The following is a 22,605-nucleotide window of genomic DNA, read 5'->3' on the forward strand; positions in this document are numbered from 1 at the left end:
GGTCGACCACCGCCGGTCACGACAGTGCTCGGCTCCGCACCCCGAAAGGAACCGTCCGAGCATGAGCACCAGTACCGCCCCGACATCATCAGACGCTCCGGATCTCCGGGTCGGCGTCATCGGCCTCGGCTTCGCCGGGACCACGCACCTGGACGCCTTCACCGCGCTCCCCGGTGCCACCGTCGTCGCCCTGTCCGGCCAGGAACCGGCGCGCCTCGCCGAGCTGGCCGAGAGCCGTGGGGTCCCCGAGACCTACGCCGACTGGGAGGACCTCGTCGCCCGCGACGACCTCGACATCGTCTCGATCGGCGTCCCGAACGCCCTGCACCACCCGATCGCCGTGGCCGCGCTCCGCAGCGGCAAGCACGTCTTCTGCGAGAAGCCGCTCGCCACGACCGCCGACCTCGCCGCCGAGATGGTGGAGGCCGCGACCGCCGCCGACCGCGTCCTCGAGGTCGCGTACAACCACCGCCGTCGTGCTGACGTCGCCTACCTCGCGCGCTACCTCGCCGAGGAGCCGATCGGTCGCGTCTACCACTCGCGTGCCTCCTGGCTCCGTCGACAGGGCGTGCCCGGCATCGACTCCTGGTTCACGAACAAGGCTGCTGCCGGTGGCGGGCCGCTCATCGACCTCGGCTCCCACGTGCTCGACATCGCGCTGTCGCTCCTCGGCGAGCCGCGCGTGACGCACGTCTCGGCCGTCGCGTACAACGAGCTCGGCCGCGCCGGTCGCGGTGGCTCCTCCGGCGGTGGTCCGGTCTCGAGCCGGTCCACGCACGCCTTCGACGTCGAGGACTTCGCGTCCGCCCTCCTGCGTTTCGAGGACGGCGGCAGCCTGCACCTCGAGGCGTCCTGGGCGTCCTACTCGAAGGCCCACGAGGACATCTCGGTCGAGCTCCTCGGCTCGGAGGGCGGCGTCCGCCTCCACGTCGACAACTACAACACCGAGGGGACCGTCACGATCTACCGCGACGTCGCCGGTGCGCCGACGATCGAACGACCCGCAGTCCAGGTCCCGGCCGGCCACCACCAGTCGGTCATCGCGGAGTTCCTCGACACCATCCGCGCGGGCGAGACCGCCGGCGGTGAGCTCCGGTTCGCCGGTCACCACGGCGAGTACGCCCTGCACCGCAGCCGCGTCATCGACGCAGCCTACGCCTCGGCCGCCGCCGGGCACGAACTGGAGATCCCCGCATGAGCACCACGACACCGATCCGCATCCGCGTCTGGAACGAGTTCGTCCACGAGTCCCGCGGCGACGCCGTGGTGCTCGGCCACTACCCCGACGGCATCCACGTAGTGATCGCGGCGGGCCTCGAGGAGTCGCTCGGCGACGCCGTGTCCGTCTCGACCGCGACCCTCCAGGATCCCGAGCACGGTCTCACCGAGGAGGTCCTCGCGAACACCGACGTCCTCTTCTGGTGGGGGCACATCGCCCACGACCAGGTCTCCGACGAGGTCGTCGAGCGGGTCGTGCGCCACGTCCACGCCGGTATGGGCATCGTCGTGCTGCACTCCGGGCACTACTCGCGGGTCTTCCAGCGGCTGATGGGCACGAGCTGCGCCCTCAAGTGGCGGAACGACGGCGAGCGAGAGCTCGTCTGGACGGTGCTCCCGGACCACCCGATTGCGCAGGGCGTCCCGCACCCGATCGTCATCGACCGCCAGGAGATGTACGGCGAGCAGTTCGACATCCCGCGTCCCGACGAGGAGGTGTTCCTCTCCACCTTCGCCGGCGGCGAGGTGTTCCGGTCAGGTGTCGCCTACCACCGCGGTCGAGGGCGCGTGTTCTACTTCTCACCCGGCGACCAGGAGTACCCGGTCTACCACCACCCCGACATCCGCCGAGTGCTGGCGAACGCGGCCAAGTGGGCGCGCCCGACGATCGAGCGCACGCCGCCGACCGCGGATCAGCACCCACGGGACTGGTTCCTGCACGCGCAGGGGTAGTCTGCCCGCAGATCATCTGGAGGGACGACATGCCTGACGAACAGAACCCGTCACTGAAGGACCCCGAGCTCTACGAGAAGCTCCGCGACGACGGCGCGTCGAAGGGCAAGGCCGCTCGGATCTCGAACGCCGCCGCGAAGCAGGGACGCTCGACGATCGGGGAGAAGGGCGGTGAATCCGGCTCCTACGACGACTGGACCGTCGCGCAGCTCCGCGAGCGCGCGAAGGAGATCGGTCTGAGCGGCTACTCCGGCAAGCGGAAGAGCGAACTCATCTCGATGCTCCGCGACAGCTGAACAGGCGGCGCGATCGCCCGGGCTACTTCGCCTGGGCGGTCGCGTCGTCGCCGGTCGTCGCGTGCACGACGACCTCGCCGGTGTTCGCCTCGTGCATGAAGCCTTCGAGCAGTGCGCGGTCCATTTCGCCGACCTCGTCGGAGTCGAAGGAGAACTGCAGGGCGATCGCCGGGTGCAGCCAGAGCGTCGTGCGTCCGTCGCTGGTGGAGTCTTGTCGGATCGTGAGCGCGAACGACTCGTTCCGCCTGAGCTTCATGAGCGCGATCGTCTTGACATGGGCGAGCGTTCGATCGTCGAGCCGAACGCGTGCATCGCCGGTGCCGTAGACCAGTTGTCCCATGGGATCCCTCGACTTCCGACCCCTGCGATGGCCGACGACGCGAGCGGCCGACTGCTGTGCGCATCCCGACGGGGTCCGGGCCGGTGAAGCGCTCTCTCAGGATACGAGACATTCTTGGCGCGCGCCCGATTATCCACAAGGCGATGACTGTTCGCCGACGCGCATTGTCCGCTGCCCGAGCCATCCGCGCAATGGCCCGGGCGCCCCCATCTCTGCGCGCTAGCGTGGCACACCTGAGAAAGGGGCTGACGATGGGATTCTTTCGCCTCGGTGCGCTCCGATCACAGGTCGACGACCAGACGCTCGCCCAACTGGAACGCGTGATCCTCACCCGCATGCTCGGCGAGCGCTCGTTCCGACTGCAGCTCCACCGTGGGCGCTTCCAATCGTCCGAGCCGGTCACCGTGTCGCCCGAGCAGCCGATCGTCTTCGCGTTCGACGCGGAGTTCGAGCCACCGATCGACGAGCGCATGGCCGCCGAGATGCTCGAGGAGATCGAGATCACGGGCGGATTGCACGTCGTCGTCGCCTGACCAGCAGCAGACCGACACCAGTACCACATCGAAACCACCACCACAGGAAGCAGGAGCGACATGAGCGACTTCACCGGAGCAGACGCATTGGGTACGGACCCGGACATGGTGGTCGGCACGCCGCCCACCGAGGTCCCGGACGAGTCGACGGACGAGGACACGGCGGACGAGCCGGACGTGCTCGAGCAGCCGGACACGGCGCCGTTGGAGGACCCCGACGCTCGCTGACCCCGTCAGACGTGGAAGCGGGCGGGGCTCAGCCCTGCTCGGTGTCCTCGGGGTCCGCGCCCGGCCGCACGGCCGCGTCGTCGCGGATGTCGATCCGGGTCACGCCGTCGCCCTGGTCGGTGACGTCGATGCGGGGAGCCGCGTCGGCTTCGGTCGCGTTCGGGGCGGTCGTCAGCTGGTCGTGGCGGTTCTCGTCGTGCGTGTTGGGAGTCTGGTCGCTGTCGGTCATGCCCAGACGATAGCGCACGGGCGCGTGGTGCCTCCGGTATACCTTCCGGGTTGCGGATGCAAGGTCTGCCGGTCCGGCCGCTTCGGTTCCCAGAATGGTCGTATGAGGAAGTTGCACTACGCCAGCGGCTATCTGCTGATGGCCGACAAGACCTGTAAGGCGCTGCTGCGATACGCACGGGCCCTCTCCCAGAGCGGTGAGTCCGACATCGTGATGGTACCGACCATCTCGGAAGGCGGCAGCCTGGGATACGCCCACCTCCTCATCGGACCGGCGAGCCAACTGTTCTCGACGCCCGTCGAGAATGCTTCGGAGGAACCGTTCGACGAACAGACCATCGTCGAACTCGAACAGCGGACCGCCGAGCTGCAACCGGCGCGACCGGAGTGGGCGACGGAACTCACGGACATCGACGACCTGGAGTTCGACGAACGTTCGAGGTGAGCAGGGCCGGAGACCCGGTCGGCGAGGTTCAGACGCGCGGGCCCGGCTCCGGCACGAGGACGAGCCCCTGGTTCGAGTCGGCGCTGATCGCGAGCGCATCGAGCCAGGCGCGGTTGAGTTCGACCGGGACGCTGCCCGCGTACTTGAACCGGAGGGACATCGCCGGGTGGAGCCAGATCGTCGTCCGGCCGTCGCCTGACCGAGGGTCGTCCTTCCACCCGAAGTAGAACGCTTCGCCGCGACGCAACTTCGCACCGATGACCTGTTGCAGGTGGGCGAGGACGCGGTCGTCGAACGTCACCGACACGTCGGCGTCGTAGATCATCTTGCCCATGGGTTCTCCTGCTCCGCTCTCCGGTTTCCACCGTAAGCCCGGTCCCGCGGAAGTGCCACGATGCCCGAGGGGGTTGCGAACCGGCGCGAGTCACCGGACCTGACACGCCGAAGCGGCACCGGCGCGATGCCGGTGCCGCTCAGCGGTGGTGCGCGATCGCTCAGACGCTGATCGGCAGCGCCTCCGCGATCGAGGTGCGGTGTAGGACGTCCCAGCGGCTGGTGTAGCTGCGCTCGGGGAGTGAGCGGAGCGCTTCCACCAGGTGGGTCGGGAGCAGGTCGCGGCGGGCCTCACGCGTCAGGTCGCTGGGGCGGCAGGGGTACTCCATGCCGCGTAGGAATTCGTCGAGCTCGGTGAACACGAGCATCTCCTCTCTGGGCGCGTCGTGGCACCCGATGTCAGGCGGGCCGGCTGCGTCGACCGGTCGTCAGACCGCCGTGCCCTCCTTCGAGTGTCGTTCCCGTTCGGCCGTTCGGCGCGCTCTTGCCTTTCCGTCGTCGAGCTGCTACGCGGCCGGAGTGAGGTGCACCCTCAGAGCTCGAGGCGTCGCTCCACGATGTCGCGGGCGACGTCGGCCAGGGCACGACGTCCGCCGCGAGCGTGCTTCCGGATGCGCTCGAAGGCCTCTTCGACCGAGATCGCGGCGGTGTAGGCGACGACGCCCTTCGCCTGCTCGATGACGACCCTGGACTGCAGCGCGGACTCCAGCTGCTCGCGGGTCGCGTCACTCTCGCGGAGGGTCCGCTCGTGCAGGATGCCGATGGTCGCGACGTCCGCCATCGCCTGTGCGGCTCGCGACTCGAACCGGTCGAGGGCTTCCGGTGTCGTGCGGAACAGGTTGAGGGTGCCGATGGTCGTCCGGCGGAGCCGCAGCGGGAAGGCATGAGCGGAACGGAACCCAGCGGTCGCCGCGACCTCGGCGAATCTCGGCCAGTCGGCTGCGACCGCGGCGATCTCGGGGATCGACACCGGCGTCGCATCACGGAAGCTGTCGATGCAGGGGCCTTCGTCCGCGCTCAGCTGGATGAGTTCGACGAGCTTCCCGGACTCGCTGGTCGACGCGATGAGTTCGAGGTCGCCGTGCGGGTCCGCCAGGAGGATGCCGGAGGCCTGGACGTCGAGGAGGTCGACGGTGGCGTCGACCAGGGCCTGGAGGAGGTCGACGACGTCGTAGTCGTCCACCAGGGTGTCGGCGAGCGTCGCGAACACGTCGAGCAGGGCGGTCGAGTGACGGAGCTCGGAGCCGGTCCCGTCGTCGCCGCACTCGCTCATCGCTCGTCTTCGATCGTGTCGTCGTGCAGCACGTAGCCGGTGCGACGTTCGAGGATGTCCTCGGCGACGTCCGACATCGAGCGGTTCTGGGCGAAGGCCTGCGCCTGGATGAGCAGGTGGGCGTCGTCAGGGGTGAGGCCGAGTTGCGCGATCACGAACCCGGTCGCCTGATGGATCCGGCGTCGGGCGTGGGGCTTGAGCTGCGTCGTGTCGGGGAGGCTCGCGAGTTCGAGGGTGCGTCGGAGCACGTACCGGCTGAGCGGGCGGGTGAGGGACATCATGTCCTCGACCGCCTGCGTGTCCAGCGTGCGCTCCTCGGTGTCGTACAGCTCGACCGCGCCCACCTGGAGCGGCCCGACGCGGAGGGGGAAGGCGAAGATGGAGCCGACCGCATGGTCGCGGATCGCCTCGGTGAACGACGGCCAGGAGTCGTAGCCGTTCCGCTTGACGGCCTCCTCGAGCACCGGGCGGCCGCTGCCGACGGCGTCCCAGCAGGGGCCTTCGGAGAGGTCGAACTGGAGTTCGTCGATCAACGCGATCTGCTCGTCACTCGCGGCGATCGTCTCGGGGCTCAGGGTGTCGCCGAGCGTCGCGATCGAGACGCCGCTGAGGGGCATGAGCCGCAGGATCGGTTCCACGAGCTGGTCGTCCTCGTCGACCCGGTCGAGTGCGCTGTACACGATGGCGAAGGTGTCGCTCATGTCCGCATTCCTTCCGGGCTCGAGGGTGGTCTCCGCTCATCGTACGGCTATCCCGCTGCGATCGCCGGGTGGCGATCCGTCCTGCCTGGGAAAGCAAGGGGAGGCACCGACCGGGTCCCGTCGCCTACCGTGGCGTCATGCCTCTGACGACGACAACCCCTCCGCGCCCCTCCGCCCACCGGTCCGCAGCAACCGATCGGTCGGCGCGATGAGCCGCGGGGTCGCCGTCGTCACCGGCGGAACCGCAGGGCTCGGTCGTGCGACCGTCCGTGAACTCGCGAAGCGCGGCTGGGACGTCGCGGTGCTGGCGCGTGGCGAGGACGGACTCGAGGCGACCATCGCCGAGGTCGAGCAGGCCGGGCGTCGTGCTCTCGCGGTGCCGACGGACGTCGCCGACCGGGAGGCCGTCGAGCAGGCGGCGGACCGGGTCGAGGCGGAACTCGGACCGATCGAGCTCTGGGTGAACTGCGCCATGGTCGGCGTCTTCGGGGAATTCCTCACGACCGAACCGGCGGACTTCGAACGCGCCGTCGCCGTCAACTTCTTCGGCTTCGTCAACGGAACCAGGGCCGCCCTCTCGCGAATGACGCCGCGCGACCGTGGGCACGTGATCCAGGTCGGTTCCGCCCTCGCCCACCGCGGCATCCCGCTGCAGGCCGCCTACTGCGGGTCGAAGTTCGGTGCCCGAGGCTTCACGGAGTCGGTCACCGCTGAGCTCCTCCACGACGGCAGCAACGTCAAGCTCTCGACCGTGGACATGCCGGCGCTCAACACCATCCAGTTCAGCTGGGTGAAGTCGCAGCTGCCCGAGCACCCGCAGCCGGTGCCGCCGATCTACCAGCCCGAGGTCGGTGCGACCGCCATCGCCGACGTCGCAGACCGACCGAGGCGACGCACCTGGGTGGGGGAGTCCACCGTCGGCACGATCCTCGGCGACCGCTTCGCCGGCGGATTCCTCGACTGGTTCCTCGCCCGGACGGGTTACTCCGGTCAGCTCGCTCCCGACAAGCACGACCCGCGGATGCCCGACAACGTGTACGAGCCGGCCCCCGGCGACCACGGTGCTCGCGGCGTCTTCAGCGACAAGGTGCACTCGTGGAGCCCGCAGACCTGGGCGATCCGCCACCGGCGGGCCGTGTACGCGGCGGCCGCCGGCACCCTCGCAGCGGGTGTCGCCCTGGTGGCCGGCGCGGCGAAGCGGCGCTGAGCACGATGGCGCGGCGCGAGCAGTTCGACGCGGTGGTCGTCGGCGCGGGCCCCAACGGGCTCGCAGCCGCGGTGACCCTCGCCCGGGCCGGCCTGCACGTGCAGGTGGTCGAGCGCGGTGACACGGTCGGTGGTGGTGCCAGGACCGCCGAGCTGACGCTCCCCGGCTTCCATCACGACATCTGCTCCGCCGTGCACCCGATGGCGCTCGCCTCCGGGTTCTTCCGTTCCTTCCAGCTCGAACGCCGCATCGAGCTCGTCGTCCCGGAGATCTCCTACGCCCACCCGCTCGACGGCGGCCGTGCCGGCATCGCCTACCGCGACCTCGCCCGCACCGCGGACGCCCTCGGTCGCGACGGTGCCGCCTGGCGCTCGCTCATGGGACCGCTCGCCGCCGACGCCGACCGTGTCTCCCAGTTCACCGGCGGCAAGCTGCTGCAGGTGCCACGTCACCCGATCACCGTCGCCCGCTTCGGACTGCGCGCGCTCGAGCAGGGCAGCCCCGCGTGGAACCTCCGCTTCCGTGAGGAGACCGCCCCGGCGATGCTCAGCGGCGTCGCCGCCCACTCCATCCGCCCGATGCCGAGCCTCGCGACCTCGGCCGCCGCCCTGTCGCTCGGCGCGTATGCGCACGCCCGCGGTTGGCCCATCCCCGTCGGTGGCAGCCAGGCGATCGTCGACGCGCTCGCCGCCGACCTGCTGGCCCACGGCGGTGAGATCGTCACCGGAACCGAGGTGTGCTCCATCGACGAACTGCCGTCCGCCCGCGCCGTCCTGTTCGACACGACGCCGAAGGCGCTCGCCGAGATCGCGGGCAGCCGACTGCCCGACGCGTACCTCCGTCGACTCTCCCGGTTCCGGTACGGCGACGGCGTAGCCAAGGTCGACTTCGCGCTCTCGGGCCCCGTCCCGTGGACGAACCCGGAACTGGCCCGGGCCGGCACGCTCCACCTCGGCGGCACCCGCCGGGAGATCGCCGCCGCCGAGCGCGACGTCGCCCGCGGTCGGCACAGCGAGTCGCCCTACGTCCTCGTCTCGCAGCCCGACGTCGGCGATCCTGGTCGCGCTCCCGGTGACGCCCAGGTCCTCTGGGCGTACACGCACGTGCCGAGCGGGTCCGGTCTCGACCAGACCGAGGCGATCACCCGGCAGATCGAGCGCTTCGCCCCCGGGTTCCGCGACGTGATCCTGACGTCGGCGTCGATGACCGCCCGCGACATGGCGCGGTACAACCCGAACTACGTGCTCGGCGACATCGCCGCCGGCGCTGCGAGCTTCGCGCAGCTCGTCGCGCGTCCCGTGCTCTCGAACGACCCTTGGCGGACGCCGGCACCGGGGATCTTCCTCTGCTCCTCGTCGACCCCGCCCGGCCCGGGCGTCCACGGTCTCGCCGGCTGGCACGCCGCCCGCAGCGCCCTCCGCTCGGTCTTCGGCCGCGACCGCATGCCGTCGCTCGCGCCCGACCGCCCGCGTCCGACCCCCTGACCTCGTCCCTGCTCCAGCGAAAGGAACACCACCGTGTCCCACACCACTCGGATCCTCGACTGCCCACCCGACCGTGTCTTCGCCGTCCTCGCCGACGGCTGGCTCTTCCCGGCGTGGGTGGTCGGCGCGTCCCGCATGCGCGACGTCGGTGACCGGTGGCCGCACGTGGGTGGGAAGCTGCACCACTCCTTCGGTGTCTGGCCGGCGGTGCTGAACGACGAGACGACCGTGCTCCAGTGGGACGCGCCGCACCGGTTCGTCATCCAGCCGAAGGGGTGGCCGCTCGGTGAGGCCCGCGTCGCGGTCGAGGTCGAGCCGCACGAGCGCGGGTGCATCGTCCACCTGCATGAGCACGCCGTGACGGGCCCTGGTGCGCTGATCCCGGTCTGGCTCCTCGACATCGGGCTGCACATCCGCAACAGCGAGACGCTGCGCCGACTCGCCCACCTCGCTGAGGGCGGTGCCGGCGGCACCCACCTCGTGGAGGCGGCCGAGCCGACGGCCGAAGATCGGAAGCGCGCCGAGTTCCCGAAGCGATCGTTGTTCGCGCGGGTGGCGTCGGTCCTCGTCGTCGCCGTGCCGGTGGTCGCGGTGGCGCGCAAGCTCGCCCGCTGACGGTGTCCGGTCATGCCCGCCGCAAGTGATCCGGCCGACGCCCTGCCCGGGGACGGTCGCGACGAGACGCTGAACGAGCGATCCGACCGCAACTGGTCGGAGCTGCTGCAGGAGTTCCGGGTCCTGCAGACGGGCACGCAGATCCTCGCGGGCTTCCTGCTGACGCTGCCGTTCCAGCCACGCTTCACCGAGCTCAATGGATTCGACCACGTGCTGTACCTCGTCCTCGTGGTCCTGGCCGTGACGGTCACGCTCCTCGCGCTCGCACCGGTCATCATGCACCGGCTCGTCTTCGGGCGACTGGAGAAACCACAGCTGGTGCGGCTGTCCAGCAGGATCCTCATGGTGTGTCTCGGGGCCGCGTCGCTGCTGTTCGCGGGGATCGTCCTGTTCGTCTTCGACTTCGTCGCATCGCCTGCGGTCGGGCTGTGGGCGGGTGGGGCCGTGGTCGTCGTCATCGGGCTGGTGTGGATCGTCGGCCCGCGCCTGATCCGGGGTGCGCGCGACCGCGTGTCCTGAGGTGATCGACGTGCCCGCGGTGAGCGCCGAGAATGGGACGATGCCCGACACCTGCACCTTCTGCCGCATCCTGCGGGACGAGCCCGACGACGTCACCTGGGTGGAGCGCGAGGACGAGGCGGTCGCCTTCCGGCCGTTGCCCGAGTCGGAGCTCGCGCCCGGCCACACCCTGGTGGTGCCGCGGGCGCACAGCGTCGGCCTGCTCGACGCCGATCCGCGAGCCCTGCAGGCGACGACGGCCCTCGCTCAGCGGGTGGGACGCGCGATGCGGGCGGCGCTCGGGGCGACCGGGGTCGTCGTGCTGAGTGCGTCCGGTGCCGACGCCGGGCAGAGCGTCCCCCACCTCCATCTCCACGTCGTCCCGTGCTGGGATGACGACGGGGTCACGCTCTGGCCCGAGGGTCGCTCGAAGCACCGGGTCGACGGCGACCCGCATGCGCTCCTCGCGGAGATGTTCGAGTAGGGACCAGCCAGCCGCGGTCTCAAGTTCCCATGAACGAGTCGGTGCACCAACTATGGTGATGCTGACCCAGGAGGAACAATGGAGTTTGAAGAGCGTCTGGCCGCGTTGGCCACGAAGGTCCGCAATCAGCGGGCGGCCATCCAGACAGAAGAGGCCACGAAGAACGCATTCGTCATGCCGTTCATTTCGACGATTCTCGGTTACGACGTCTTCAACCCGATGGAGGTCGTGCCCGAGTTCACCGCCGACGTCGGGGTCAAGCGTGGCGAGAAGGTCGACTACGCCATCATGCGCGACGGCGAGGTGCAGATCCTCATCGAATGCAAAAAGTCCACCGAGCCGCTCAAGATCGAGCACGCTTCGCAGCTGTTCCGGTACTTCTCCGTGACGAACGCACGGATCGCCGTGCTCACCAACGGTGAGGTGTACAACTTCTACACCGACCTCGACTCTCCGAACAAGATGGACGATCGACCGTTCCTCGTCCTCGATCTCGCGGACATCGACGAGACGCTTCTGCCTGAGCTGCGAAAGCTGACCAAGGAGGTGTTCGACCTCGACTCGGTCATCAGCGCTGCTGAGGAGTTGAAGTACGTCGGCGCACTCAAGCGTTCGATCGCCGCCCAGTTCCGCGAGCCCGAGGAGGACTTCGTCCGGCTGTTCACCTCTCGTGTGTATGACGGTCGATTCACCCAGGACGCCCGCACACAGTTCACGACGCTCGTCGCGAAAGCGTCGAAGCAGTTCCTGAACGAGCAGGTGAACGATCGGTTGAAGACTGCTCTCGGAGCGTCGTACAGTGCGCCTCTCGGGGCAGAGGCTCCAGCCGAGTCGGTTGCAAGCGCCGGCGTCGCGGAGAGCGATCTCGACCGCGACACTGAGATCGAGACGACGCTCGAAGAACTCGAGGGCTACCAGATCGTGAAGGCGATCGCCTGCAGCGAAGTGAAGCCGGAGCGAATCGTCCACCGCGATGCGAAGTCGTATTTCGCGATTCTGCTCGACGACAACAACCGCAAACCCATCGCCCGCCTCTGGTTCAACGGGAAGAAGCAGAAGTACCTCGGCCTCTTCGATGAGGCGAAGGTCGAGACGAAATATCCTCTGGAGACCCTCGACAGCATCTATGAGCACGCAGAGTACATTCGGGCGAGTGTCCGGAGGCTGTCCGCGTAAGATCCGGGCAGGACGGTGCGGCGGCGAGTCGCATCCTCGGAGTCCTCTCCTTGAGTTGACCTCAAGACCGATTGAGGTTCTACGGTTGAAGCATGACCATTCCCACCACGCCGTCCGCTGATCCCGATGCCCTCGCCCGCGCCGCGACCGTCGACGGGTTCAAGACGGCGTTCCGTGACCACCCGGCGGGCGTCGCGCTGATCAGTGCCTCGACCGATCGGGGAGACGTCGGGCTGACGGCGTCATCGGTCGCGTCGGTGGCCGTCGACCCGCCGATGCTGTCCTTCTCGGTCACGCGGGCGACGGGGTCCGCGGGCGGACTGCTCAGCGCGGGAACGGTCGTCGTCCACCTCCTGGCGGACCACCACCTGGAGGTCGCGAAGGCGTTCGCCAAGACGGGGGAGCCGCGCTTCACTCCGGAACAGCACTGGGAGCGACTCGCGACCGGCGAGCCCTACCTGCCGAGCGCCCGTGCGGCGCTGCGCTGCCGGATCGTACAGACGGTACCGGCCGGCAGCTCGATGCTCGTCATCGCCGAGGTGCTGGAGGTCATCCCGCCCGGCACGGACGCGCCGGCGCTCGTCTACCAGAACCGCAACTTCCACCGCCTGGAGTCCGACCCGCTGGGCTGATCAGGCGAGGAGCGCGATCGGGCCGATGTCCGCGATCGCCTCGATGACCCGCTCAGGGTGCTCGGCGATCCGGTTGAGGACGTAGAGCCACCACTCGGGTCCGTAGACGAGGTACTCGCGCGTCGCGAACCCGCGGCGGCGGAGGTCGTCGAGCAGTTCGGTGCCGAGTCCCTGCAGCATCTCGAACTCCACGTGCGGCTGACGGAGGTCGTCGCCGAGCGCGCCCTCGAGTGCGGCGACGAGGTTCGCGTCGTGGGTGGCGAGGTTGACCCGGTGACCCGACCCCACGAGTCGCGTGACCATGCTGATGTAGGCCGCGGTCATCGGCGCCGAGTCGCGGGGGTGGGCCACCTCGGTCGACTCGAGGAAGGCGCCCTTGACGACGCGGATCGGCCCGGGTCGGTTCAGCACGCGGTCGAGGTCCGCGGGGGTGCGGTGCAGTCGCGCCTGCAGGGTGATGCCGGTCTCCGGGAAGGCGTCGGCGATCTGCTCGTAGATCGACAACACGAGGTCTGTGCGGTCGGAACCCTCCGCGGAGATCATGAGCGAGGTGTCGGCATCCCGTGCCGCCTGTGCGAGCGCCAGGCCGTTGCGCAGGCCGAGCTCGGGCGAGACGACGGAACCGATGTGCGAGAGGTCGAGCGAGATCGTCGCGGTCTGGTCGGATTCGCTGATCCGGCGGGCGAGGTCGATGAACTCCGCGGTCTGCTCGTCGGCGACACGTGCGTCGCGGACGGACTCGCCGACGAGCTCGATGCTCCAGCGATGCCCACGATCGGCGTTCGCTTCGAGGAGCCGCAAGGCCGAGGCCGCGTCCTCGCCGGCGATGTATCGCAGGGCGGCCCGCTTGGCGACGGCGGCGGCTTCAGGGTGAGCGAGGACCCGTGCTTTGAGGTCCTCGTCGAGGGCCCAGGTTCGCAGGGTGTCGGCGGCGCGCGACAGCGTCTCGTCGTTCATCAGCATGCTTCGACCCTATCCAGTCGTGGGTGGCGGTCCGGTCGGCACCGGGGTCTGAGCTGCACCGGGGTCTGGGCTGCGTCGAGGTCTGGGCTGCGTCGCCCGTGCGCGCTACGCTCGCTCACGTGGCGAGCTTCGAGGAGAAACCGATCCTGGACCTCACGCTCGATGAGTGGGAGGCCTACCTCGCTGGCGCGCCGAGCGACGCAGGCGTGCGGTTGAAGCTGCGGAAGAAGACCTCGAAGGCGTCGGGGATCACCTGGTCGGAGGCACTGGACGTCGCCCTCTGCTACGGATGGATCGACGGACAGAGCAAACGGTTCGACGACGACTACACGCTGCAGGCGTTCACCCCGCGGCGGAAGAGCAGCCCGTGGTCGCAGATCAACCGGGAGCACGTCGCCCGCCTCATCGAGGAGGGGCGGATGCGTCCCGGTGGGCTCGCGGAGATCGAACGCGCCAAGGCCGACGGGCGGTGGGACGTGGCGTACCGGCAGAAGGACGCCGTCGCACCGGATGATCTGCAGGCGGCGCTCGAAGCGAACCCCGAGGCGTCGGCCTACTTCGCGACCCTCGGTCGCACCGACCGCTTCCGTGTCTTCTTCCGCCTGAGCAACATCAAGACGCCCGCGATCAGGGCCGCGCGCATCGCGGACGTGGTCGAGAAGGCCGCCCGGGGCGAGCAGCACTACCGCTGATGATGGGGGACCGGCGCGGATGAGGGTGTCACCGGGGACCGTGTGGCCGGTCGTCCACGAGGAGCGTCGGCGGCTCGTCGCGGACCTGTCGGTGCTGAGCGACGAGCAGTGGGGGAGGCCGTCGCTCTGCACCGGATGGGATGTGCATGACGTCGTCGCCCATCTCGTCGATTCGGCGAAGACGACGCGGCTGGGATTCGCCCGACGACTCATCGCCGCGCGGTTCGATTTCGACCTCGACAATGAACGCGGGGTCGAGCGGGAGCGGCGGAACGATCCGCAGGAGACGCTCCGCGCCCTGGCGGACGCCACCGAGCTGAGGCGCACCCCGCCGGCGAACCTCGCGACCAGGCTCGTCGAGGCCATCGTGCACGGTGAGGACGTCCGTCGGCCGCTCGGCATCCGCGCGGACTACCCGACAGCGGCGGTCCTGGAGGCGTTGGAGTACCAGCTCCGGACCGGCGTCTCGATGGGCGGCGGCAAGGAACGTGCCCAGGGGGTTCGGCTCGTCGCCGAGGACGCCGGGACGAGCTGGGGCGAAGGCGACGAGGTCCGGGGATCGGCGCTCGACCTCTTGCTCGCGGTGTCAGGGCGACCGACCGGGCTGGCTCTGCCTGGGCGGTGAGGGACGGGCTGGAAGTCACCCGCGCGTGCCTCTTCCGTGTGTCGAGGTGTCGCGGCTCGGCTGCCCTTCGACAGGCTCAGGGACCGGATTACTCCCGGTGAACCTCCTCCGGTCACTGAGCTTGTCGAAGTGCCCACGAAGGACCCCTCGACAGGCTCCGGGATCGGGTGCATCCGGGTGAACCTCTTCCGTTGACCGAGGTTGCGCGGCTTGGCTGCCCTTCGACAGGCTCAGGGACCGAAATGGTTCGGGCACACTTCTTCCGGTCACTGAGCTTGTCGAAGTGCCCACGAGGAACCCTCCGACACGTCGACAGGCTCAGAACGGCGCGGGATCGGGTTCCGTCCGGTGGTGTTTCCCATCGGGTGTCGTCCAGTCGAGGACCCCGCGGGGTCCGTGGTCGAGGTTCCATCCTGGGAGGTGCTTCATGCGGTGGTGATGTCGACACAGGCAGGCAAGATTGCCGACATCTGTCGTCCCGCCGTCCTCCCACGCGACCGAATGGTCGAGATCACACGCTCTGGCCCGTCTGCCGCAGCCCGGTGCCCGACAAGTGCCGTCCCGCAGCCGGACCGCCCGCTGGAGGTCGGCCGGGACCCGGTACTGGTTCCGCCCGACGGAGAGGACCGCACCCGTTTCCGGTTGGACGAGGATCCGGGTGAAGCTGGGGGCGTTCACCGCGATACGGGCGGCGGTCTCGGGGTCGATCGGACCGTAGCCGTCGAGCATGCCGGGTGCGTCGGAGACGCCGGCCATGGTGAGCGCCGGGACGGTGATCTGCACGGTCGGCTTGATGTGCTCCTGCACCTCGATGGGGTGCGGGAGGACCGGGCTCGACATGACGTCTTCCGGGGTGACGCCGGTGAGCGCGAGCGCCGCTAGGGCGTCGGCCTGCAGTTGTGCGCAGGTGCGCGTATCTCCTGCTGCTCGCGACTTCGCCGCTGCTGCTTCGACCCGCTCGACGAGCCCCTGGGCGATCGGGGCGGTGGTGAAGAGGTGCACCCACGCCATGCCATCGGCTGCGGGCTCGAACTCGACCCGGCGGTCGGCCTCCGACCGCCGGGCGCGTGCGGTGATGGACTCGGGGTGGAGTCGCTCGCGGAGCGTGCGGGCGCGCTTGCGGAGGTTCGCGTTGGTCGTCTGCTCGGCGACCGGCAGGACTTCCGCGAGGAACACCGCCCGCCCAGCGATCGGCACGTCACTGAGTTGGTCGATGATCGTCTGCGCGTGCCGGGCCGAGATGCGCCCGGCCTCGAGCGACTCGAGCACTGCTGGGGCTTCATTGACGAGGCGTTCCGCGTCGTTCGTCGCCCGCTGGACCGTCTGCTCAGGCGTTCGGGTCGCCATGGCGAGGGCCGCGCAGGTGGAGCGGCGGGAGAGCGCAAGGCGCTCGGCCGGCGGGAATGCGGCCGGAACGACCGAGTCGGCGAGCGCATCGGCGTAGGCGGCGGAGCGGGCCAGGAGGCGCGCTTTCCGCGCGTCCAGGACGGCTTGCTGCCGGTGGATCTCAGTCCACTCGTCCGAGAACTCCGCGAGCTGCGCGGCGTAGTCGTCGCTCGCGCGGATCGCAGCGGAGGTGGTCTCGGTCATGGGACAAGTTCACCATGGACCACTGACATTCCAGATGCCGAGTTGCGCCAGTTATGGAAGTTGCTCGTGTGCCCTTCGACAAGCTCAGGGACCGGGGGAAGGGTGCCCGATTCGCGGGTCCGTGTGCCCCTCGGCAGGCTCAGGGACCGGGAGAAGATCACCGGAGCAGGAGGTCCCTCGTGGGCCCTTCGACAGGCTCAGGGACCGGTGGAAGGGCGCCGGATTGGCGAGGTTTCCTCGTGTGCCCCTCGGCAGGCTCAGGGACCGGGGGAAGGGTGCCGGATTCGTGGGGTTCCTCGTGGGCCCTTCGACAGGGTCAGGGACCGGTGGAAGGGCGCCGGATTCGTGAGGGTGTCCGTGGGCCCTTCGACAGGCTCCGCGAGCGGGGGAAGGGTGCCCGATTCGCGGGTCCGCGGGCCGTTCTGCAGGCTCAGGGAGCGGAGGAGGCCTGTCGACGGGCGACCGGCCCAGCGACCGGGCGGGGTCAGACGGCCCGGGCGAGCAGGTCCGCGACGCGCTTCGCGACGGCGTCGTTCCACGCGGTGACACCGAACGCGGTCGGCCACAGGTCACCGTCGTCGAGCTTCGCGGAGTCGTTGAATCCGATGGTCGCGTAGCGCGCCTTGAACTTCGCCGCCGCCTGGAAGAACACGACCGCCTTGCCGTCGGCGCCGACGTAGGCGGGCATGCCGTACCAGGTCTTGGCCGCGAGGCCGGAGTCGCCACCCATGATCAGTTCGTGCAACGGCTCGGCGATGGCGCGGTCCGCGTCTTCCATCTCGGCGATCGCGTCGACGACGGCCTGCAGGGCCTCCTCGCGACTCGCGGCCGCCTTCAGCTCCTTGGCGCGCTCCTTCATCGCCGCGCGTTCCTCGGCGCTGAATCCGCTCTTCGTGCTCGACTGCTTCTCGGCCATGTCGGCGTCCTTCCGTTCGGGGCTGTGGTCCGCCTCTCACGGTAGCCCTGCGAGCCCCACGGCGCTTCTCGAATCCTGCTCGGCCCAGTGAGTCGCCCGAAAGCGCTCGAAGTCAGCTGGAAAACGGACCGATCCGGGCGACTCAGTCGTCCAGCGCGCCCGGCCCGAGCACCGACTCGACGATGACCCGGATCGCGTACTCGCTCGTCTCGGCGAGGTCGACGTCCGCAGGGTCGATGAGCCACTGCACCTGCAGGCCGTCCATGACCGCCAGGATCGACGCCGCCGCACGGTGGATCGTCTCGGGCGCATCCACGCCCCGCTCGGCGCACACCACCTCGAACGCTTCCGCGATCTCACGCCGCAGGGTCCGGTAGCGGTCGTCGAAGTAGTGCCTGGCCGGGTGGTCCTCCGTCACCGACTCCGCCGACAGGACGACGAACGCCTGCACGATCCCGGCGCGCTGCGCGTTCGCGGCGGCGGTGCGGATCAGGTGCTTGAACAGGTCGATGCCGCCGGGGATGTGCTGGTCGTCGAGGTCCTGGACGTCCGTCGCGTCGCGGTAGCTGAGCACCTCGAGGAGGAGCTGGTCCTTCGACCCGAAGTGGTGCAGGATGCCCGCCGGCGTCATGTCGACGAGCTCGGCGATGTCGATGAGGGTTCCGTTCGCGTACCCCTTGGCGCCGAAGACGTCGAGCGCCGAGCGGACGACCTCGGCTCGCCTCGCCACGGTCGCCGGGCGTGGCTGGGCCGGTCGTTTCACCGTGTTCTGTCGTTTCACCGTGCTCATGGTGTCCGTTCCGCGGGGGACTCGATGCGCCCGACACTACCGCGCTTGCCAACTTACTGAATGGTCAGTAAGTTATCACCGAATCCCGACTTGCGCCGCACTGCCGCAGCGCACACCCAAGAGGAGAAAGCGATGAAGCTGAGAACCCCACTGCTGGCCGCGTTCGCGGCCACAGCCCTGCTGCTCACCGGATGCACCGGTGGCGGCGGGTCGAGCGACGGACCCGAGAGCGGCGCCGCCCTGACGATCGCGAAGCCCGACGGCTCGATCGCCACCGAGTCCAACAACCCCTACGTCGGCGACTCGTCCGCGATGAAGCTCGGCTACATCAACGCGATCCTGGAGCCGCTCGCGATCGTCAACCTCGTCGACCCGAGTGCCGAAGTGAAGCCGTGGCTCGCGTCCGAGATCGCCTGGTCCGACGACTACACCTCCGTCGCTCTGACCGCCCGCGACGGTGTCACCTGGAACGACGGGGAGGCGTTCAGCGCCGACGACATCGCATTCACCTTCCAGCAGTTCATCGACCACCCGGAGCTCGACAACTCGGCCCTCGGCCTCACCGCGGTGGCGACCGAAGGCGACACCGTCACCCTGTCGTTCACGAACCCCATGTTCGTGAAGCAGGACAAGGTGCTCCTCAAGCAGATCGTCCCGAAGCACGTGTGGGAGTCCGTCGACGACCCCGCCACTTTCGAGAACCCGGAGCCCGTCGGCACCGGTCCGTACACGCTCACGAGCTTCAGCACCGAGAGCGTCGAGCTCTCCGCCCGCGACGACTACTGGGGTGAGCAGCCGGCCGTGCCGACGCTCTACTACGTGTCGTACAACGACAACACGGCCCTCACCACCGCGCTCGCGAACGGTGACGCCGACTGGGCGCAGGCCTTCATCCCGAACGTGCAGTCCGCGTACCTCGACAAGGACAAGGAGCACAACGTCTACTGGGCGGCCGCCGGTCTCGCCGTCGACGCGATGTTCGTGAACACGCAGACGAAGCCGTTCAACGACCCGGCGTTCCGCCAGGCGGTGAACCTCGTCATCGACCGCGAGCAGCACCAGCAGATCGCCCGCGAGGGCGGCGTCCCCGAGCTCAGCTCGGTGACCGGCCTCCCGACCCCGGCGGGCGACGCGTTCATCGCCTCCGAGTTCGAGGGCGAGGACTACACCGTCGACGCGAAGGCCGCGAAGCAGGTCCTGACCGACGCCGGCTACACCTGGGAGGACGACGTCCTCACCGACCCGTCCGGCGAGGCCGTCACCTTCACGCTGTCGGTGCCGCAGGGCTGGAACGACTACGTGACCGGCATCAGCCTCATCGCCGACTCGGTCAAGACGCTGGGCGTCACCGCCACGGTCGACACCCCCGACCAGGACACCTGGTGGGCGGCGAAGTCGGACGGCGACTTCCAGGCCATCCTGCATTGGACGGACACCGGCGCGACGCCGTACGACCTGTACTCCGACATCATGGACGGCCGTTGGCTCGTCGCCGAGGGTGAGGCGGCCGACTTCAACTTCGGTCGGTACGACAGCCCGGAGGCCACCGCGGCGCTCGCCGCCTATGCCAACGCGACGGACGACGCGACGCGGGCAGCCGCCCTCGAGACCGTCCAGAAGCTGTTCGTCTCGGACGTCCCGGCGATGCCGATCGGTACGCGTCCGTTCATCGGCTCGTACAACACGCGGAACTACACCGGATGGCCGAGCGAGGACGACCCCTACGCGCCCGCCGACCCGACGCAGCCGACCGCGGTCTACATCCTGACGCAGCTCAAGGCCGCGAAGTAGACACGGGCACCACACCGACGGGCGGGGCGCTCATCCGCCCCGCCCGTCACCTCCCGCATGCGCAACGGCATGCACCGCGATCAGCACAGAACGGACTCATGCAGTGACCAACGACGACCTGCTGACGGTCCGGCACCGCTCTTCATCAGCACAGAACGGACTCATGCAGTGACCAACGACGACCTGCTGACGGTGTCCTCCTTCAGCGTCACCTACGACGTGGAACCACCCGTCGAAGCCGTGCGCGACGTCTCGCTCACCCTCCGCCGCGGCGAGATCCTCGGCCTCGCCGGCGAGTCCGGCTGCGGCAAGACCACCCTCGCCTACGGCCTGCAACGGCTCCTCAAACCACCGGCGGTCATCACCGGCGGGACCGCCGTGTTCCACGACGAGTCCGGCGAGGACATCGACCTCGGCCGGCTGGGCGAGGAAGAGATGCGCGCGTTCCGCTGGGACAAGGCCTCCATGGTGTTCCAGGGCGCGATGAACGCCCTCAACCCGGTCACCTCGATCGGGCGGCAGCTCGACGACGTCTTCACCACGCACCGCCGAGGCATGTCGCGCGCTGAGCGTCGCGAGGAGGCGGGCAAGCTGCTCGACATCGTCGGGGTCGGCCGCGACCGCCTGAAGTCCTACCCGCACGAGCTCTCCGGCGGCATGCGTCAGCGGGTCATGATCGCGATGGCGCTCGCCCTGAAGCCGCAGCTGATGATCATGGACGAGCCGACCACCGCGCTCGACGTGCTCGTGCAGCGCGAGATCCTCCAACAGATCTCCGAGCTCCGCACCGAGTTCGGCTTCTCGGTCATCTTCATCACCCACGACCTCCCGCTGCTCCTCGAGATCTCCGACCGCATCGCCGTCATGCGTGCCGGCCGACTCGTCGAGATCGACACGGCGGAACGCATCTACCGACAGGCGAAGGACCCGTACACGCGGAAGCTGCTCGCGTCCTTCCCGAGCCTCACCGGCGAGCGCGGCGACTTCGTCCGTGGAACCGGTGCCGCCACGTCGGCCACCCAGGCAGGAGTGACCGCATGACCACCCTCGAGTTCTCGCACGTCTCGAAGCGCTACCGGGTCCGTGGTTCCGGCCACATGCTCGCGCTCGACGACGTCAGCTTCACCCTGCGGTCCGGCCAGACGCTCGCCCTCGTCGGTCAGTCCGGCAGTGGCAAGTCGACCATCGCGAAGATCCTCACCCAGTTGGAACGGGCGACGAGCGGCGACATCCTGCTCGACGGCAAGGCCATCCCGCGTCGTGGTCGTGCACTCCGCCGCTACCGCCAGCAGGTCCGCATGGTCTTCCAGGACCCGTTCGCCTCGCTGAACCCGTCGCACACGATCCGCCACCACCTGGAGCGACCGCTGCGCCTCGACCACGTCGTCCCCGAGGCCGAGGTGGAGGACGAGGTGCACCGCCTCCTCGAGCGCGTGCAGCTCGACCCGGCCGGCACGATCGACCGTCGGCCCCACGAACTGTCCGGCGGTCAGCGCCAGCGGGTCGCCATCGCCCGTGCGCTCGCGTCGCGTCCGTCCCTCCTCATCGCCGACGAGCCCGTCTCGATGCTCGACGTCTCCATCCGGCTGGGTGTCCTCAACCTCCTGGCCGAGCTGCAGCGCGAGTCGCAACTCGGCGTGCTCTACATCACGCACGACCTCGCGACCGCGCGGCACTTCAGCGACGAGATCATGGTCCTGCACCACGGCGAGGTGGTCGAGCGGGGCCCGGCCGACGATGTGATCCTCCGCCCGCAGCACCCCTACACGCTCGCCCTCCGCAACGCGTCGCCCGACCCCGACCGCCACTTCGCGGGAACGGAGACCATCGCATGACCTTCTTCCTCCGTCGCGCCGCCTTCTACGCGTTCACCGCGTGGGCCGCGATCACGATCAACTTCTTCCTGCCACGGATGCTCAAGGGCGACCCGGTCTCGGCGTACATCGCGAAGAACCAGGGCCGCATCAGCCCCGAGGCGGCGGACTCGCTCCGCACCCTGTTCGGACTCGACGCCGACAGGTCGATGCTCGAGCAGTACCTCGACTACTGGCGGCTCCTCTTCTCGGGCGACCTCGGACGGTCCTTCTCGAAGGGCCTCGCGCCCGTCACCGACGTGATCGCCGCCGCCCTCCCGTGGACCGTTGGTCTCGTCGGGATCGCGACGATCCTGTCGTTCGTCCTCGGCACGTCCATCGGCGCCCTCATCGGCTGGCGACGCGGCAGCAAGGCGGACTTCATCGTCCCGCTGTCCACCTTCTTCTCGACGGTGCCGTACTTCTGGATGGGCCTCATCGCGATCGCGGTGTTCTCCACCCTGCTCGGCTGGTTCCCCGCCTCCCACGCCTACGGCAAGGGATCGAGGCCCGAGTTCTCGCTCGACTTCTTCGGGCAGGTGATCGCGCACGGCTTCCTCCCGGCGGCGACGATCGTGCTCGCCTCGCTCGGCGGCTGGATCCTCGGCATGCGCAACATGATGGTCACCGTCCTCGACGAGGACTACGTGACCGTCGCCCAGGCGAAGGGGCTGCCGACCCGCCGGGTGCTCGTCGACTACGCCGCACGCAACGCGATGCTGCCGCAGCTGTCGAGCTTCGCCCTGTCGCTCGGCTTCATCGTCGGCGGCACGATCGTCATGGAGATGGTCTTCTCCTACCCGGGCGTCGGCAAACTCCTGCTCGACGCCACGACGGCGAAGGACTACCCGCTCATGCAGGGGCTCTTCCTCGTCATCACGCTCACCGTCCTCGTCGCGAACATCCTGGCCGACGTCGCCTACGCGGTGCTCGACCCCCGCACCCGCCAGATGGAGTCCTGA

29 protein-coding genes are annotated in these 22,605 nt (G+C 69.1%); 19 read left to right on the top strand and 10 right to left on the bottom strand.

Features of this window, described 5'->3' with window-relative positions; genetic code table 11:
* Positions 1-61 precede the first annotated feature (61 nt).
* Genes ACQG07_RS10760 through ACQG07_RS10770 form a run of 3 tightly spaced genes read left to right on the top strand, consistent with a single transcriptional unit; the run spans position 62 to position 2,246 of the window.
* Complete coding sequence (locus ACQG07_RS10760) at positions 62-1,198, top strand: Gfo/Idh/MocA family protein (protein ID WP_426738286.1); 1,137 nt, start codon at positions 62-64, stop codon at positions 1,196-1,198.
* Positions 1,195-1,950, top strand: a complete 756-nt coding sequence (locus tag ACQG07_RS10765; protein WP_426738287.1) for a ThuA domain-containing protein — start codon at positions 1,195-1,197, stop codon at positions 1,948-1,950. The genes ACQG07_RS10760 and ACQG07_RS10765 overlap by 4 nt, the downstream gene beginning before the upstream one ends.
* Positions 1,951-1,979: 29 nt before the next feature.
* Complete coding sequence (locus tag ACQG07_RS10770; protein WP_426738288.1) at positions 1,980-2,246, top strand: DUF7218 family protein; 267 nt, start codon at positions 1,980-1,982, stop codon at positions 2,244-2,246.
* Between the two features lie 22 nt (positions 2,247-2,268).
* On the opposite strand, the gene ACQG07_RS10775 is transcribed toward ACQG07_RS10770, so the two are convergent.
* Positions 2,269-2,586 carry a hypothetical protein gene (locus ACQG07_RS10775; protein WP_124768476.1) on the bottom strand — a complete coding sequence of 106 codons (318 nt, stop codon included), beginning with the start codon at positions 2,584-2,586 and terminating at the stop codon, positions 2,269-2,271.
* Between the two features lie 251 nt (positions 2,587-2,837).
* Here ACQG07_RS10775 and ACQG07_RS10780 point away from each other — a divergent pair, with 251 nt between their 5' ends.
* A complete protein-coding gene (locus ACQG07_RS10780) occupies positions 2,838-3,119 on the top strand; it encodes a hypothetical protein (RefSeq protein WP_426738289.1) in 282 nt (93 codons plus the stop codon).
* A 60-nt stretch (positions 3,120-3,179) separates the two neighbouring features.
* Positions 3,180-3,347, top strand: a complete 168-nt coding sequence (locus ACQG07_RS10785; protein WP_164486912.1) for a hypothetical protein — start codon at positions 3,180-3,182, stop codon at positions 3,345-3,347.
* Positions 3,348-3,375: 28 nt separating this feature from the next.
* Here ACQG07_RS10785 and ACQG07_RS10790 read toward each other — a convergent pair whose 3' ends face one another.
* Positions 3,376-3,576: a hypothetical protein gene (locus ACQG07_RS10790; protein WP_085512068.1), complete on the bottom strand. Its 201-nt coding sequence runs from the start codon at positions 3,574-3,576 to the stop codon at positions 3,376-3,378.
* A 102-nt stretch (positions 3,577-3,678) separates the two neighbouring features.
* On the opposite strand from ACQG07_RS10790, the gene ACQG07_RS10795 reads away from it, so the two are divergent.
* Positions 3,679-4,020 (top strand): hypothetical protein, encoded by a 342-nt coding sequence (locus ACQG07_RS10795; RefSeq protein ID WP_138946167.1) that lies wholly within the window; start codon positions 3,679-3,681, stop codon positions 4,018-4,020.
* 28 nt (positions 4,021-4,048) lie between these two features.
* Here the strand turns inward: ACQG07_RS10795 and ACQG07_RS10800 are convergent, their stop codons facing one another.
* From ACQG07_RS10800 to ACQG07_RS10815, 4 genes are all read right to left on the bottom strand, one after another.
* Positions 4,049-4,354, bottom strand: coding sequence for an ATP-dependent DNA ligase (locus tag ACQG07_RS10800; RefSeq protein ID WP_138946168.1), 306 nt, complete (start codon positions 4,352-4,354; stop codon positions 4,049-4,051).
* A gap of 160 nt (positions 4,355-4,514) precedes the next feature.
* Positions 4,515-4,715, bottom strand: a complete 201-nt coding sequence (locus ACQG07_RS10805; protein ID WP_158596586.1) for a DUF2795 domain-containing protein — start codon at positions 4,713-4,715, stop codon at positions 4,515-4,517.
* 170 nt (positions 4,716-4,885) lie between these two features.
* Complete coding sequence (locus ACQG07_RS10810; protein ID WP_426738290.1) at positions 4,886-5,626, bottom strand: ANTAR domain-containing protein; 741 nt, start codon at positions 5,624-5,626, stop codon at positions 4,886-4,888.
* Positions 5,623-6,327: a GAF and ANTAR domain-containing protein gene (locus ACQG07_RS10815; protein ID WP_159877321.1), complete on the bottom strand. Its 705-nt coding sequence runs from the start codon at positions 6,325-6,327 to the stop codon at positions 5,623-5,625. The genes ACQG07_RS10810 and ACQG07_RS10815 overlap by 4 nt, the downstream gene beginning before the upstream one ends.
* 208 nt (positions 6,328-6,535) lie before the next feature.
* Here ACQG07_RS10815 and ACQG07_RS10820 point away from each other — a divergent pair, with 208 nt between their 5' ends.
* The 7 genes from ACQG07_RS10820 (at position 6,536) to ACQG07_RS10850 (ending at position 12,423) form a co-directional block, all read left to right on the top strand.
* Positions 6,536-7,534, top strand: coding sequence for an SDR family oxidoreductase (locus ACQG07_RS10820; RefSeq protein ID WP_426738291.1), 999 nt, complete (start codon positions 6,536-6,538; stop codon positions 7,532-7,534).
* A 5-nt stretch (positions 7,535-7,539) separates the two neighbouring features.
* Positions 7,540-9,018: a phytoene desaturase family protein gene (locus ACQG07_RS10825; protein WP_426738292.1), complete on the top strand. Its 1,479-nt coding sequence runs from the start codon at positions 7,540-7,542 to the stop codon at positions 9,016-9,018.
* Between the two features lie 33 nt (positions 9,019-9,051).
* Positions 9,052-9,633: an SRPBCC family protein gene (locus tag ACQG07_RS10830; protein ID WP_426738293.1), complete on the top strand. Its 582-nt coding sequence runs from the start codon at positions 9,052-9,054 to the stop codon at positions 9,631-9,633.
* Positions 9,634-9,645: 12 nt separating this feature from the next.
* The gene (locus ACQG07_RS10835) at positions 9,646-10,152 is read left to right on the top strand and encodes a DUF6328 family protein (RefSeq protein ID WP_137242490.1); all 507 of its coding nucleotides are present in this window, start codon (positions 9,646-9,648) and stop codon (positions 10,150-10,152) included.
* Positions 10,153-10,192: 40 nt separating this feature from the next.
* Positions 10,193-10,615, top strand: a complete 423-nt coding sequence (locus tag ACQG07_RS10840; RefSeq protein ID WP_274499241.1) for an HIT family protein — start codon at positions 10,193-10,195, stop codon at positions 10,613-10,615.
* Positions 10,616-10,693: 78 nt separating this feature from the next.
* The gene (locus ACQG07_RS10845; protein WP_274499242.1) at positions 10,694-11,791 is read left to right on the top strand and encodes a type I restriction endonuclease; all 1,098 of its coding nucleotides are present in this window, start codon (positions 10,694-10,696) and stop codon (positions 11,789-11,791) included.
* Positions 11,792-11,883: 92 nt separating this feature from the next.
* Positions 11,884-12,423, top strand: coding sequence for a flavin reductase family protein (locus tag ACQG07_RS10850; protein WP_082916284.1), 540 nt, complete (start codon positions 11,884-11,886; stop codon positions 12,421-12,423).
* Here the strand turns inward: ACQG07_RS10850 and ACQG07_RS10855 are convergent, their stop codons facing one another.
* Positions 12,424-13,386: a proline dehydrogenase family protein gene (locus ACQG07_RS10855; protein WP_426738294.1), complete on the bottom strand. Its 963-nt coding sequence runs from the start codon at positions 13,384-13,386 to the stop codon at positions 12,424-12,426.
* A gap of 119 nt (positions 13,387-13,505) precedes the next feature.
* Here ACQG07_RS10855 and ACQG07_RS10860 point away from each other — a divergent pair, with 119 nt between their 5' ends.
* Both ACQG07_RS10860 and ACQG07_RS10865 read left to right on the top strand, forming a co-directional pair.
* Complete coding sequence (locus ACQG07_RS10860) at positions 13,506-14,078, top strand: YdeI/OmpD-associated family protein (RefSeq protein ID WP_426738295.1); 573 nt, start codon at positions 13,506-13,508, stop codon at positions 14,076-14,078.
* 19 nt (positions 14,079-14,097) lie between these two features.
* Positions 14,098-14,703: a maleylpyruvate isomerase family mycothiol-dependent enzyme gene (locus ACQG07_RS10865; RefSeq protein ID WP_426738296.1), complete on the top strand. Its 606-nt coding sequence runs from the start codon at positions 14,098-14,100 to the stop codon at positions 14,701-14,703.
* Positions 14,704-15,021: 318 nt separating this feature from the next.
* Here ACQG07_RS10865 and ACQG07_RS10870 read toward each other — a convergent pair whose 3' ends face one another.
* From ACQG07_RS10870 to ACQG07_RS10880, 3 genes are all read right to left on the bottom strand, one after another.
* On the bottom strand, positions 15,022-16,293 hold the full coding sequence (locus tag ACQG07_RS10870; protein WP_426738297.1) for a DUF222 domain-containing protein: 1,272 nt from the start codon (positions 16,291-16,293) through the stop codon (positions 15,022-15,024).
* A gap of 484 nt (positions 16,294-16,777) precedes the next feature.
* On the bottom strand, positions 16,778-17,209 hold the full coding sequence (locus tag ACQG07_RS10875) for a hypothetical protein (RefSeq protein WP_124768492.1): 432 nt from the start codon (positions 17,207-17,209) through the stop codon (positions 16,778-16,780).
* Positions 17,210-17,351: 142 nt separating this feature from the next.
* The gene (locus ACQG07_RS10880; RefSeq protein WP_064297068.1) at positions 17,352-17,999 is read right to left on the bottom strand and encodes a TetR/AcrR family transcriptional regulator; all 648 of its coding nucleotides are present in this window, start codon (positions 17,997-17,999) and stop codon (positions 17,352-17,354) included.
* Between the two features lie 132 nt (positions 18,000-18,131).
* Here ACQG07_RS10880 and ACQG07_RS10885 point away from each other — a divergent pair, with 132 nt between their 5' ends.
* From ACQG07_RS10885 to ACQG07_RS10900, 4 genes are all read left to right on the top strand, one after another.
* On the top strand, positions 18,132-19,790 hold the full coding sequence (locus ACQG07_RS10885; protein WP_426738298.1) for an ABC transporter substrate-binding protein: 1,659 nt from the start codon (positions 18,132-18,134) through the stop codon (positions 19,788-19,790).
* 168 nt (positions 19,791-19,958) lie between these two features.
* A complete protein-coding gene (locus ACQG07_RS10890; RefSeq protein ID WP_138946183.1) occupies positions 19,959-20,831 on the top strand; it encodes an ABC transporter ATP-binding protein in 873 nt (290 codons plus the stop codon).
* Positions 20,828-21,625, top strand: a complete 798-nt coding sequence (locus tag ACQG07_RS10895) for an ABC transporter ATP-binding protein (protein WP_056009243.1) — start codon at positions 20,828-20,830, stop codon at positions 21,623-21,625. Before ACQG07_RS10890 ends, ACQG07_RS10895 begins: the two co-directional genes overlap by 4 nt.
* Positions 21,622-22,605, top strand: a complete 984-nt coding sequence (locus tag ACQG07_RS10900) for an ABC transporter permease (protein ID WP_194643585.1) — start codon at positions 21,622-21,624, stop codon at positions 22,603-22,605. The genes ACQG07_RS10895 and ACQG07_RS10900 overlap by 4 nt, the downstream gene beginning before the upstream one ends.

It is taken from the genome of Plantibacter sp. 2H11-2 (assembly GCF_050031945.1).
In the GTDB taxonomy this organism is placed as follows: domain Bacteria; phylum Actinomycetota; class Actinomycetes; order Actinomycetales; family Microbacteriaceae; genus Plantibacter; species Plantibacter auratus.